Consider the following 14,258-nt stretch of genomic DNA (forward strand, 5'->3'; position numbering starts at 1 on the left):
CACGGCTATGAAAATAAAAAGAGAGCTCCACTTGTTTTATCCTTTTGGTTTCACACGGCATGGGGCTAAAAAATGATCTGACCGCTTCTATGCATGGCCGGATTCTCTCTCCCATATATATATTCCAGTTTGATTTTCCGACATATAAATCACGGCTATGAAAATAAAAAGAGAGCTCCACTTGTTTTATCCTTTTGGTTTCACACGGCATGGGGCTAAAAAATGATCTGACCGCTTCTATGCATGAGCGGATTCTCTCTCCCATCTAAAAGAAAGGCTTTATGTCAATTTTTCAATTTGTACTTACGTAGCAATGGAATTAAATTACTAGTTAAAGGAGAATGCGAGATGAAACAGAATAAACATTTTATCTTTCTAATTTGTGGTACAGTCATTGTAACATCTGGGTTAGCAATTCTTCCTTGGTTTATTGTTTAACACTTCTATCATTTTTTGATCCGTTATCCCTCCCTAACAAGAATTCTGTATGTACTCTTGTTAAGGAAAAATAAAAAAGCTAGTTGTTTCTCAAAAGAAACGACTAGCTTTTTTCATCTATTATAAAATCCCAAAAAATTTATTAGCACACTTCACAATGATTAGCATAGATACTGCAATACACATCACAATAGCATTACGCTCTTGCTTCTCTTTTTGTAAACGTTCTTCTTTTTTATTCACGTGTATAGTCCCCTTTATAACAAAAAAGTGTGAGATAGGAAACTTTTCTTATCCGATGCGAGGTGAATACGAAAATCCTCACTATCCCACATACACAATAGAATGGAATTGTCATTTTATAAATAAAATGACATGACGTTATGTCGCAACATAGGGTATTTTGTGTCGCTACATGTTCTATTATAAAAAAGAGTTTTGCAAAAGTAGTGCATTTTTTATGTCAATTGCTTTGGTAGAAAAAATACAATCACATAAACAGAGTTTTTTATCATTTTCATGTAAACTATACAAGGTAGAAGGTAGAATGAATTTTTTGGGGTGCACAAAAATATGATAAAAATTTTATTAGTAGATGATGAAGAACGCATGTTGCGATTATTAGATTTATTCCTAAGTCCACGTGGTTATTTCTGTATGAAAGCCACGTCTGGAGTTGAAGCTCTTGAACTAATTCAACAAAAAGATTTTGATATCATTTTGCTAGATGTCATGATGCCCAAGATGGATGGATGGGAGACATGTTACCAAATCCGTCAAATTTGTAATGTTCCCATTATAATGCTAACCGCCCGTAATCAAAATTACGATATGGTAAAAGGACTCACAATGGGCGCCGATGACTATATTACAAAGCCATTTGATGAACAAGTACTCTTTGCAAGAATTGAAGCAGTATTGCGACGGACAAAAAAAGATGGGTTTGTTAGCTTTAACGGCATTGAATGGGATAAAACAAAACATACTGTTACTGTTTACGATGAGAAAATTTCACTCACACCGATTGAGTTTTCATTATTAGGACTGTTTTTACAAAATACAAACCGCGCTTACAGTCGTGATGATTTAATCGAAAAGATATGGGGATATCAAACAGACATTGAATATCGTACTGTTGATTCACATATCCGAAATATTCGCGATAAATTACGAAAGAAAGGCTTTCCTGTCGAAGAATATTTAGAAACTGTCTACAAAGTAGGCTATAAATGGAAAAGTGAATAATTGCTTTGGTCAGTGGAAAAATGAAACCCCCCCACTGATTAAAGTTTCACTTTATATACAATAAAGGTACGGTGAAACAATGAACAAACTTTCACTCAAGATTGGTACATACTTTTTAATATTAGCTTTATGTATTGAAGCAATAGCTTTTATCTCTTGTCACAGAAGCCTTACTAATATGCGGATCGCTGAAGAAACAAACGCCCTTTTAGATAAAGGAAATCGTTATCGTAATGTTATTGAAAAATCTATGAAAAAAGGACATGCGCCGCGTGTTATTGAATATGTTGCTGAAATAGAATCTCACTCTAATTCAGATACAACATTAGTCATAACGGACACCAATGGGAAAATCTTGTCTGCTTCAGATCTTGTAACAGAAGATATGAAGAAACAACTTGCTTGCAAAATAAAATCTATTTCAAGAAACGGAACAACAACTGAGAAAGACTGGAAACAGTCTAAATTCATTTCAACTGCAAGTCCAATTATTATTAATGGACATGTTACTGGATATGTACATATGTTTTTAAATACATCCTTCTTAGAAAAAATGATTCTTCGTTTAACAAATCAATTTATTATTGTCGGGATCGTAACCCTTCTTTTAACTACAATTTCTGTCTTTATCTTTTCTCGCGTCATTACCGATCCACTAATTAAAATGAAACGGGCAACAGAAGGGATGTTAAAGTTAAATAAACCGATTAAATTAGGCATTAAACGCAACGATGAACTTGGTAGTTTAGCGACAACTATTGAAGAATTATCTAGCGAACTAACCTATATGAAAAAAGAACGAAATGAGTTTCTTGCTAGTGTTGCACATGAATTATTAACTCCGCTTACTTATATGAAAGGCTATGCGAAGGTTGCAAAAAGAGATTCTTTATCTAAAGAAGAGCGCGAAGAATATTTACAAATTATCGAGGATGAAACTGACAGCATAACAGAACTTGTGCAAGATTTATTTGACCTTGCTCAACTAGAACAGCATCAATTTGTTATTAAAAAGCAAAGAGTATCGATTCAACCATTTCTCGAAAAAATGATTGAAAAAACAAAAACAACACTTACAAAAAAAGAAATGCAAATTCAATTGCACTGTAAGGATAATCTGGAAGTTTATATGGATGAACGGCGAATGGAACAGGTAATGTTAAATCTATTACATAACGCTTATCAACACTCCCATGAACAATCCATGATTACAATAAGTGTGCTTAAAAAGGAGAATACTTTTACTATATGTGTACAAGATGAAGGAGAAGGTATTCCAAAAGAAGACATTCCTCATATTTTCGACCGCTTTTATCGAGTTGATAAATCTAGAACTAGAGCTACAGGTGGTAAAGGGATTGGATTAGCTGTTGCAAAAGAAATTGTAGAACTACATCATGGATCTATTCACGTAAAAAGTGAATTAGGAATTGGAACAGAATTTATAATTGAATTACCATTTGAATAGTATATACATTACATCATCAGTGGCCATATAAAACTGCTGGTACTATTATTTGAATAACTAATATCTGTTTACAAAAGGTCAGAAAAACTCATAAATCCTACTCATATAAGCTGACCTTTTGAAATTATTTATATTTCAATATAAAATATAAATACAACTGGAAACGATTTGGAGGATGATATAATTGGAAATCCATGTATTAACAAAGCAAGAGGCCGAAATTTACTTAGAACTTCGTGTAGAAGGATTAAAACAAAATCCGGAAGCTTTTAGTTCCTCTTATGAAGATATTATTAATAAAGAATGTCCAATTGAATATAAAGCACAAAAATTAGCACAAGATGAAAACTACACACTTGGTGCATTTAAAGATGATAAGCTAATTGGAGTTGCAACATTGGAAACGAAACCATATGTAAAACAAGAACATAAAGCGAAGATTGGTTCCGTATATGTATCTCCAAAAGCACGTGGACTTGGAGCAGGAAAATCTCTTATTAAAGAATGTATTGAACTCGCAAAAAAATTAGAAATAGAGCAAGTCATGCTTGATGTTGTTGTCGGAAATGATGGTGCAAAAAAGCTTTATGAATCATTGGGCTTTAAAACATTCGGTGTTCAAGAACGTTCGTTAAAATATAATGGGCAATATTGGGATGAAGAACACATGGTTTTATTCTTAGATGAAGAAAAATAATAAAAAAATCCTCGTATACTTGAGGGTTTTTTTTATGCTGTAAACCACGCATTATATACCAATTGAATAGCCTCTTTAATCTCTACCAATGTCAAAAGAGGTCGTACTAAACTTACAACCTCTTTTTATCATTTAACAGGAATTGTCCCGCCTTCTAGCAAATACAATTACACTAACAATGAAAAATAGGAGTGTGGCTAAATGAAAAAAATTGGCACTATGCTACTATTCACCTTTCTTATCAGTGGATGTACAGCAATACAACAAGATTCTAAAACTCAAAAAAAAGAAATCATTGAAGCCTCAAATCCTCAAACAAATGCACCTTCATTTTTCCATCTTAGCGTCTTAAAAGATGTGAATTGGGAAGAAAGTCCTTCATTTGTAGAAGGTAAAACTCCATTAAAAGGAATCGAAGGAAAAATAGCCATTGCAGATAGCTCGTTTACTTCGAACGAAAAAATGGAACATATGTGGTTTTTTCTCGATCCACAAATGCCAACCGGAAAATTCTCCATTATTGCTTTAAAACTAGGATCCACCACTCCAACTCCTGTAATCTTTTCAAATGAAAATTCCCAAAAAAATTGGACAGCACCAAATCAAATCCAACCTGATATAAAAGAAATGCCCCTGCTTATGTCACTGCCGTCTTCTGGGTTATGGGTATTAAATGTATATATAAATGAAAAATATTACGAGCAACTTGTTATTAACGTAGAGTAAAGTGACAAATCTTCATTTGTTCCTTACAGCAATGTAATTTCTACGTCACCTACTTCGATCGTTACATCCTTTTCTCTCCCTTATACTAAAAGTAAGAACTGAAACAAAAACTGAGGAGAGATGAGAAATGAAAAAAGTAATGGAAGTTGTAGTTGCAGTGTTAGAAGTTTTCGCAAATGGAAAGCAAGTTGCAATGGAGTTGAATCAATAATGCTACGAGAAATAATGATGATTCACATTATAAAAAAATAAACGGAGATACGATTTCCTTATTACTTTAATTTCTTATCTCCCCAAAAAAGAAGTGCCTTCTTTTGTAAGAAGGCACTTCTTTTTTATAATTCATAACTTGGCATTTTTGTAATTTGCGCTACCCCTGATTCAATTGCTGCTTTTGCTACTGCAGCTGCAACACTTGGGACAACTCGTTTATCTAGCGGATTCGGAATTACATAGTTTTCATTACGTTCTTCATCAGTAATGATGTTAGCGATTCCATACGCTGCCGCTAGCTTCATTTCTTCTGTGACATCTGTTGCACGTACATCTAATGCACCACGGAATATACCAGGGAATGCTAATACATTGTTCACTTGGTTTGGATAATCAGAACGTCCCGTTCCAACAACAGTTGCCCCAGCCTCTAGTGCCTCTTCTGGGAATATTTCTGGTACTGGATTCGCCATTGCAAATACAATCGGATTTTCATTCATTGTCTTCACATGTTCTTTTGTTAATACATTAGGAGCAGATACGCCGATAAAGATGTCTGCACCGGCAATCGCTTCTTTTAATGTTCCACGTACAAACTTACGATTTGTTACTTTCGCAATCTCGATTTGTGCAGGGTTCATCCATGACTCTCCTTCACAAACGATACCTTCTAAACTTACTAACGTCATATGCTCGGCGCCTGCTTTTAATAACAATTTACCAATTGCAATCCCTGCAGAACCGGCACCATTAATGACAATCTTCACTTCATCCATCTGTTTGTTTACTACTTTTAACGCGTTAATAACTGCCGCTAAAACAACAATTGCTGTTCCGTGCTGATCATCATGGAAAACTGGAATGTTTGTTTCTTCTTTTAAACGCTTTTCAATTTCAAAACAGCGCGGCGCTGCAATATCTTCTAAATTAATACCTGCAAATGTAGGTTCTAAATTTTTAACAATGGTTACGATTTCATCTACATCAGTCGTTCCAAGGCAAAGCGGAAATGCATCGACATTCGCAAACTTTTTAAATAAAATGCTTTTTCCTTCCATAACAGGCATAGCTGCTTTTGGTCCAATATCGCCTAATCCAAGTACTGCTGTTCCATCCGAAACAACTGCAACCATATTACCACGTGCTGTATAGTCATAAGCTGTTTCTTCATCTGCAGCGATCGCTTTACAAGACTCAGCCACTCCTGGTGTATATGTCAAACTTAAATCATCTGCTGAATTTACTTCTACTTTACTTGTAATTTCAATTTTTCCTACTAATTCTTTATGAAGTAATAACGAACGTTCCTTAATTTGGCTCTCTAACATAAAAATAATCTCCTCCTAATTTTACAAGCTAGCTACGTCTTTACATAGCTAGCTTGTCTGATGTTACCTTACGAAAACATTTTTAGTAAAATTGATGCAGTTACAACCATTGCTGCTCCGCCTAAACGCGTTGAAATTTGTGCAAACGGCATTAATTCCATACGATTTGAAGCTGATAAAATCGCAACGTCTCCTGTTCCGCCTAATCCGCTATGACATCCAGTTACAATTGCAGACTCGACCGGATACATTTTCATAATTTTCCCAACAATAAAACCAGTCGTGATCATTGTTATTACCACTGATGCGCACACCGCAACATATCCAACTGAAAGAACAGCTGCTACATCTTTTAACGGAATGTATAGTAATCCTAAACCAACCATTAATGGCCACGTTAAGCTTGTTGAAATAAATTTATATAAGTGATATGCACCTTGTTCCATTTTTGCTGGCATTAATTTGAAGTATTTCACAAGTGCTGCTGAGAAGATCATAATGATTGCACCTGGAATACCAATAAATTTAGAAGCAAGTCCACCGAAAATAAAGAACGTACATGCAATTAATAAACCTGCTCCCATTAATGAGAAGTCAATTGGTTTTTCTATATTTTGTTCTTTTAATAAATCATCTTGATTACCTGTTTTCACCAATACACCATTACCACTAAGCTCTGGTTTTTTCTCACCTAATCGCTTCATATATCCAGCGCCTACAATCGCAAACATATTTCCGATAACCGCTGCTGGAATAAGCTGAGATACAAATGTTGCTGATGATTGATGTAAAATCTCACTGTATGCTAAGGAAAGTGGTAAAATCCCTTCTCCAATACCACCACTTACAATTGGCACAATGATAAAGAAGAACGTTCGCTTCATTTCAAATCCGAATAATGACCCTACTAATAATCCAACTGCAATCGAAGCAAGTGTTCCTACAACTAACGGAATAAACATGCGAATAAAGCCTTGTACTAACACTTTACGGCTCATTCCTAACACACTTCCGATTACTAAACAAGAAATGTATAAATATAAAAAGTTCGATTTTTTCATTAACATATTTACAGCATTCATTGATGCTGGGTTCATCCAGTTAAAGAACACGAGAAATGACGGAATAAATAAGGAAAGAATCGCTGGTCCACCAACGTTCTTTAAAATTGGAATTCTCATTCCGATATCGCCTAAGAAAATACCCATAATCATAATAACTGCAAATCCGCCAATCATATCCGCTGGCAACTTATTATATACAGATGCTCCGTAAATAACCGCTGCTAGTACAACATATAACGGTAAAGGTATAACACCGATTTTAATATTCATTATTTTAGAAGCGAAAGATTCTTGCTTTGGTTCTGTTCCCTCTACAGATGACATCGCTTCCATGTTGTTTTGAATCCCCATATGGCACCCCCTATATTCTTATTTACAATATTAAAACGCTTCCAATAGGAAAAATAGTTTTTGTAAGTTTTGTAACTGGTTTTGTAATTAAAAAAAGTATAAGCGACTTATATAAGCCGCTTATACATACACATCTATTTTCTTATGGTCAATACACCTTAGTTTACTTACTGGTCTCCCTACATGTTGATAAACCATTTCATTTTCTAAAACTCCAATTTCAGTTAAAAACATTACATACTTTCGAATAGAAACCCTTGAAATTCCCACTAATTGCGCCATTTCATCTGTTGTAAAAGCTTGTCCATGAAGCAGTTCAATTTGGTTCCATATTAACTGCAACGTTTGCTTTGTTAATCCCTTTGGAAGTTCTTGATTTGTGTGAGGTTCTACTTTTTCTTTTTGTAAAATTAGTGTATCTAATTCTGATTGGCTAATCTTTTGTTGTTCTTTCATAAATTTAAATTTCTCTCGATATGCGGTTAATGCCTCTTTAAATCGTTCAAAGGTAAATGGTTTAATTAAATAGTCTACAACTCCATATTGCAATGCTTTTTTTATACTTCCCATATCATGTACAGCTGAAATCATCATAATATCAATTTCTTTTTCTTGATTCCGAACATACATTAACAACTCAAAGCCTGTATCTTCAGGCATAAAAATATCAAGTAATATGAATTCTACATGGGATTTCTCTAATATTTCTATCGCTTCATTTACAGAATGAGCCACATGAACAAGTTCAAATCCTCCTACTTGTTCTAAATAATGCTTATTTAGCATTGCTACCATCGGATCATCTTCCACAATCAAAACTTTAATCATCTTTGTATCTCATCCCTACTTTTATATGGTATTTCAATTGTTATTGTCGTTCCCTTTCCTAACAATGAATGAAAATAAATTTCCCCATCTATTCTTTTTATACTTTCATTTACAAGATATAAACCATAGCCCCGATTATCTCCTTTTGTGGAATATCCTTTCATGAATATGGTATTAAATTTATCTTTTTCTATTCCGGTTCCCATATCTTGTACTGTAATTATTAATCTATCTTCATAACGAATCGAAACCTGAACCTGCTTCTTTTCACAATTCATTACTGCATCTACTGCATTATCAATTAAATTTCCTACAATCGTAATAAGTTCATGAATGATACTTTCATCATTTGTCTCTGGCAAATAAGAATCTTCACTTACAATCAGCTGTATATTCTTTTCTCTCGCATAACTAAGTTTACCAAGCAAAAATCCAGCAAATACAGGATTTTTAATTTTCCTCATAATCCCACCGATTTCATATTGATGCTCTGATACCATACTACTCACATATTTCTGTAATTCTTCATACTGTTTCATATGTGTAAGTCCTAATACGACATGCATTTTATTCATAAACTCATGGGATTGCGCTCGCAATGCTTCTGCGTACAGCCGAATACCTGTTAATTCTTCTGCTAATTTTCTAATTTCTGTTTTGTCACGAAACGTCGCAATTGCACCAACTATCTCCCCTTTAACATATAAAGGAACTCGATTTGTAACAATTGTAATACCATAAATATTCTGTTCTTCATGTAATTGCGCTTCCCCCGTTTGTAAAACTTCTTTTATACGTGAGTTCGGCATATATAGCTCCACATCTTTACCAATAAAATTTTCTTCAAGGCCGCTTTTCTTAAATAACCGTTTTGCTTCATTATTGATTAAAGTAACCCTCGCCTCTTTATCTACGGCAATAATTCCTTCTTTTACAGATTGTAACATCGTATCTCTTTCTTCTAAAATTTTTACAATTTCATGTGGCTCAAGACCAAATAAAATGTTCTTAATATGTCTAGCTAATAATATTGCTCCTATAATCCCAACTAATATTCCTACACCAACGCCAATATAAATAATATGTCTACTTTCCTTGACTCTTTCTTGTACATTATCAGCTGAAATTCCAACAGCAACTGCACCAATTTGCTCTCCCGCTTCAGAAAAAATGGGCACAAATACTCGCATTGAAGCCCCTAAAGTTCCTTTAGCCAAAGACACATGTTCTTTTCCCTTTAAAGCGATCCCTTCATCTCCTCCAACAAAATGCTGACCTATTTTGTTGGGATCTGGATGTGACTTTCGAATTCCATTCATATCCATAACCACAATGAACTGAACACCTGTATTCTTTAATAGCCTGTTCGTATACGTTTGAATTTCAGCTACATTTTCTCTGCCCGTTAAACCTTCGATTACAATTGGTGAATTTGCTACAATATGTGCAATCGTTTTTGCTTTTTCGGCTTGGCTTTCTTCTGTCGTACGCTCAACGTTATGACTAATTAAAACATCTGTTACAAGTAAAGAAAGTATAACGACAGTACACACTAAAAATGTAATCGTTTTCCATAAACTTACTAGCCTTTTTCTATTTCTCATCCCATCAGCGACTCCCCTATTTCTTTTACACTACTTGAATTATTTCACTTAATTTTTTTATACATATAATACTTCTTTAAATATATAAATCCATTTTAATTTTTCGACATCTAAATCCCTGCTATGCAGAATAAAAAGTAACCTACACTCGTTTGCTCTTTCTGTTTTTACTTCGCATGTGGCAGAAAAAGGCCTTGACCGCTTCTATGCATGAATAGATGCTCTCTCCCACCTAAAAAGAGGGGTTTTATGTGTTTTTTTAATTGATGTATATATATCATTTCGCAAGAGACACTTGTCCATGTAATGAACTACCTCCATAGGCCTTACTATATAAATCCATTTTAATTTTTCGACATCTAAATCCCTGCTATGCAGAATAAAAAGTAACCTACACTCGTTTGCTCTTTCTGTTTTACTTCGCATGTGGCAGAAAAAGGCTTTGACCGCTTCCATGCATGAATAGATGCTCTCTCCCACCTAAAAAGAGGGGTTTTATGTGTTTTTTAATTGATGTATACATAGAAAAATAAGTAAGATGATAAAATCCTCATCTTACTTATTTCTTACCATTATACTTTAAATCTACTAATCATTTCTTGTAATTCCTCTGCCATCTCTGCTAAGTTTTGAGCAGAAGAACTAATTTCTTCCATTGAATTAATTTGTTCTTCTGCTGAGGCTGCGACACTTTGCATACTTGCTGTATTTTCTTCTGCTGCTGCCGCAATTTCATCAATGGCATTTGTCACTTCATTTGCATCTCCCGCCATAAGTTTTGTCGTCTCTACCATTTGATCAACTTGCGAAACAATATGATTAGTAGAATCCAAAATTTCTGTAAAGCTTATTTTTGTTTTGTTTACAACTTCTAGACCACACTGAACTTCTTCGCTAACATGATCCATTGATTGTACAGTATGCTCAATATCCATCTTAATTTCTTTAATTAAATTTGCAATTTCACCTGATGACTCTTCCGATTTCTCTGCTAGCTTTCTAACCTCGTCTGCCACAATTGCAAATCCGCGTCCTTGTTCACCTGCTCTCGCTGCTTCAATCGCTGCATTTAAAGCGAGTAAATTCGTTTGCTGCGCAATAGATTGAATCACTTCCGAAATGGCACCAATTTGTTTTGATCTCTCATCAAGCCCTTTAATAATACTATCTGATTGGGAAACAGATTGAGAAATAGACTGCATTTGCTTCGCTGTTTGCTCTACTAGTCCTTCACCTTCATCTGCCTTTTGTCTTGTATGTGATGAAGAAACCGAAATAGATTCTGCACTTCCTGTCACATTTTGAATTGCTGTATTTACTTGTTGTAACGTAGCTGCGCCTTCCTCAACACCCCGACTTTGTGATTCAGCTACACTTGATACTTGTTCCATCGCAAGTGTAATTTGGTCAGTTGCATCATTTGCTTGTTGTACATTTGCTGTTAACTCCTCCGCTGAGGCTGCAACATGTTCTGCAGAAAAGCTAATTTGCGAAATAACACTACGTAGAGACGTAGACATTTCATTGAATGAATCCCCTAATTTTCCTATCTCATCCTTTGAATGAACAGTAATTTCTTCTGTTAAATCTCCTCCGCTAATTTTATGTGCAGAGTCTACAATTTTGCGTAGTGGTCTTGTAATAGATTGTGTAAGGAAATAAACTAAAACACTACCAAGTACAATAGAAATTACAATAACAATTAACGTTTTATAAAAGACTGGATTAGCTGCTTGAATCACTTCATCTTCAAACATAACACCAACTATTTTCCAGCCTGTTTTCTCATTTGTTGTAAAGACTAATTTCTTTTCATCACCTTTTTCGGTATAAGACACAGTACCTTCATTTTTTTCATAAATTGGTGTCACCCAAGGATCCGTAACCTTTGATCCACCTTTTCTAGATGGATGACTAACAATTTGTTTGTTTTGATCTAAGATAACAGCATAACCCTTCTTACCAATATCAATCATTTTTGAAATCTTTAATATGTTATCCAGATTTAAGTTAATCCCTATAACACCTTTACCATCTTTCGTCTGCTTTGCGATCGTTACCACCATATTTTTTGTGGAGGTTGACTGATATGGAGCAGTAACAATTACCTTATCTTTATTTTCACTTGCCTCTTTATACCATGATCTTTCTGTTGGATTATATCCTTCTGGCATTTGAATAAATGGTTCTCTTATAAATTTCCCTGTTTGCGTTCCAATATAAATGCCCTCTACTTCTGGATGAAGCTTTATATATTGTGTTAATTTCGTTCTTACTATGTCTTCTTGTCCATTTGGATATGTATCCTCTGTTAAAATATCGGCAAAATATTCCGCATCAACAAATTTCGCTTCTATATTTTGAGTAATAACACCATTTAAAACTGAAATATTTTCCTTGGCTTTCCCCGTAATTTGCTGCTCAAAATTCGTTTTTGCAGTCTGATAAGAAACACCACCAATAATAAGCCCAGGTACAGTTAAAAGAATGAGAAAGGAAAAGATTAATTTCTTTTTAATACTAGTTCCTCTAAATTGCTTAAATATATTTTGCATAATAGGCCCCCCTTTATTTAAATATAAAGCGTCTGTGTAATTTTATATAATCATAATTAATAAAACAATATATAATGATGATTTGTAAAAAAATTTTATCAATTACATATTTTAAAATACTTATTTATTCTTACAGTCTCACTGCTCTGTCATCTATTTTAACAATTGCTTTTTTCACGCGTTCTCATAAAAAATAATGAAATATGTAATGGAAGCATTCATAAATGAAACACAAAAATAAGAGGAATTCAGTATACTACATATGCTGAATTCCTCTTATTTCTTATTCTGAAAATGTAATATTGTCATCACTTTCTCTTCCTAAAAATACTTTTTACAAACCTTTCTTTATGATCCGTATATTCTCTTATCCCAGTCGAACATATCTTTACATAATCTAGTTTTAAATTCGTATATTCTTCTCTCGTTTCTTCATGTTCATTTAAATAGTCTCGAAAAAAAATTAAGTTATTCCAAAGATCTTTTTTATACTCAACTAAATGAATATAATGTGTTCGTTTCTCAAAAGAACCATCTGTAAATTTTGCAAAAACAATTTCACCAGGTCGTTTCACTTTTAATCGTAAAAAACCGATTTTTTTAAGCCCCTTTATAATGGATTCCTCCACTGAATTCAAGTCATTCACCGCGACTAATATGTCCACAATAGGCTTAGCTAAAATTCCTTCAATAGCTGTACTACCTATATGCTCAATACGATTCTCTTCTATATGGGTATTTTTTTGTATATCATTTTTCACCTTAGTAAATTCTTTCTGCCATTCATCCGTATAATGAACAAATTTAATTTCATCTCCCTTTAATCCTAGTTCCATGTCTCTTCTCCTTTAACATAGTATAAGACGGTAGAACTTCTCTCCGATTCACTCCATTTCCTGCCCAGTTCCTTTAGAATTTTTCATATAGCTAATTGCTTGACTCCCCATTTGTACCCATGCCTGTTCAAAATTTTCTCTTGGTACGCTGACATTCGGCGTATCACTAAGCGGATCGTGGATATATACCGATTCCTTATCATAACCAATAAGAAGAACGCAATGTTCATTGTACGTAATCGAAACATTGCCTTCATCTGTTTCCCATGTATCAAATTCATCTTCGCCTAATGGAGCATACGTTGCATTTGTAATCATAACAACTGGTTCGCCCTCTTTTACAACTTTATAAATTTCATTTATATCTTTACCTGTTAAATCAACAGCTCGATTTGGTAAGTATTTATTTGCTAACTGAAAAAGTGGCTTATGATACACTCCATATCCTGATTCAGAAAAGGTATAAATATCCCCTACAAATCCTTCATTTGGATTACCACGTATACCGTTATTTGAGAAGGGAACTTTCTCTATCTCATCAGCCAGCGTCATCTTATCTACAGAAACACCTGCGTACTGTAACATCATAGCTAAACTAGTTACTTCGCATCCCCGATCTAACTCTGGTAACTGCTGGATAAAAGGTACATTTTGCAGTAATACTTTTTCTTCATCTGTATTCACAAATCCCTTTTTCTGTTGAGAATGTTTAGTCGGAATGACGAGTTGGTCCTTACCGCTTTTCTTTTGAATAAATTGATTTGAGACAATGCTCTTTACTTTCTCTACATGTTTAGTAATGGGAATTATATCGCTCTTTTTCATATATACGCTACAAATAACCATTCCTAATACAACCACACATATATACATCTTCCAATTCCGTATCATTCTTCTATCTTCAC

At 34.1% G+C, this 14,258-nt stretch carries 12 protein-coding genes; 4 read left to right on the forward strand and 8 right to left on the reverse strand.

Annotated elements, in window-relative coordinates:
• Positions 1 to 558: 558 nt before the first annotated feature.
• A complete protein-coding gene (locus tag ACIQ7L_RS25745; RefSeq protein ID WP_097896567.1) occupies positions 559 to 681 on the reverse strand; it encodes a hypothetical protein in 123 nt (40 codons plus the stop codon).
• 330 nt (positions 682 to 1,011) lie between these two features.
• Here ACIQ7L_RS25745 and ACIQ7L_RS25750 point away from each other — a divergent pair, with 330 nt between their 5' ends.
• The 4 genes from ACIQ7L_RS25750 (at position 1,012) to ACIQ7L_RS25765 (ending at position 4,574) form a co-directional block, all read left to right on the forward strand.
• Positions 1,012 to 1,683, forward strand: a complete 672-nt coding sequence (locus ACIQ7L_RS25750) for a response regulator transcription factor (RefSeq protein ID WP_400572765.1) — start codon at positions 1,012 to 1,014, stop codon at positions 1,681 to 1,683.
• Positions 1,684 to 1,762: 79 nt separating this feature from the next.
• The gene (locus ACIQ7L_RS25755; RefSeq protein WP_400572767.1) at positions 1,763 to 3,151 is read left to right on the forward strand and encodes a sensor histidine kinase; all 1,389 of its coding nucleotides are present in this window, start codon (positions 1,763 to 1,765) and stop codon (positions 3,149 to 3,151) included.
• A 184-nt stretch (positions 3,152 to 3,335) separates the two neighbouring features.
• Positions 3,336 to 3,848 carry a GNAT family N-acetyltransferase gene (locus ACIQ7L_RS25760; protein WP_400572769.1) on the forward strand — a complete coding sequence of 171 codons (513 nt, stop codon included), beginning with the start codon at positions 3,336 to 3,338 and terminating at the stop codon, positions 3,846 to 3,848.
• A 201-nt stretch (positions 3,849 to 4,049) separates the two neighbouring features.
• Positions 4,050 to 4,574 carry a DUF4871 domain-containing protein gene (locus ACIQ7L_RS25765; protein ID WP_400572771.1) on the forward strand — a complete coding sequence of 175 codons (525 nt, stop codon included), beginning with the start codon at positions 4,050 to 4,052 and terminating at the stop codon, positions 4,572 to 4,574.
• A gap of 335 nt (positions 4,575 to 4,909) precedes the next feature.
• Here the strand turns inward: ACIQ7L_RS25765 and ACIQ7L_RS25770 are convergent, their stop codons facing one another.
• From ACIQ7L_RS25770 to ACIQ7L_RS25800, 7 genes are all read right to left on the reverse strand, one after another.
• A complete protein-coding gene (locus ACIQ7L_RS25770; protein ID WP_400572773.1) occupies positions 4,910 to 6,115 on the reverse strand; it encodes an NAD(P)-dependent malic enzyme in 1,206 nt (401 codons plus the stop codon).
• A 68-nt stretch (positions 6,116 to 6,183) separates the two neighbouring features.
• The gene (locus ACIQ7L_RS25775) at positions 6,184 to 7,530 is read right to left on the reverse strand and encodes a 2-hydroxycarboxylate transporter family protein (protein WP_400572775.1); all 1,347 of its coding nucleotides are present in this window, start codon (positions 7,528 to 7,530) and stop codon (positions 6,184 to 6,186) included.
• Between the two features lie 120 nt (positions 7,531 to 7,650).
• A complete protein-coding gene (locus ACIQ7L_RS25780) occupies positions 7,651 to 8,358 on the reverse strand; it encodes a response regulator (protein WP_400572777.1) in 708 nt (235 codons plus the stop codon).
• Complete coding sequence (locus tag ACIQ7L_RS25785) at positions 8,355 to 9,962, reverse strand: sensor histidine kinase (protein WP_400572778.1); 1,608 nt, start codon at positions 9,960 to 9,962, stop codon at positions 8,355 to 8,357. The genes ACIQ7L_RS25780 and ACIQ7L_RS25785 overlap by 4 nt, the downstream gene beginning before the upstream one ends.
• 572 nt (positions 9,963 to 10,534) lie before the next feature.
• Entirely contained in the window at positions 10,535 to 12,517 is a 1,983-nt protein-coding gene (locus tag ACIQ7L_RS25790; protein WP_400572779.1) for a methyl-accepting chemotaxis protein, read from the reverse strand.
• A 308-nt stretch (positions 12,518 to 12,825) separates the two neighbouring features.
• The gene (locus ACIQ7L_RS25795; protein WP_400572781.1) at positions 12,826 to 13,353 is read right to left on the reverse strand and encodes a GrpB family protein; all 528 of its coding nucleotides are present in this window, start codon (positions 13,351 to 13,353) and stop codon (positions 12,826 to 12,828) included.
• A 48-nt stretch (positions 13,354 to 13,401) separates the two neighbouring features.
• Complete coding sequence (locus tag ACIQ7L_RS25800; RefSeq protein WP_400572825.1) at positions 13,402 to 14,244, reverse strand: C39 family peptidase; 843 nt, start codon at positions 14,242 to 14,244, stop codon at positions 13,402 to 13,404.
• Positions 14,245 to 14,258: the final 14 nt, after the last annotated feature.

Source organism: Bacillus sp. NPDC094106, from assembly GCF_044764345.1.
In the GTDB taxonomy this organism is placed as follows: Bacteria; Bacillota; Bacilli; order Bacillales; family Bacillaceae_G; genus Bacillus_A.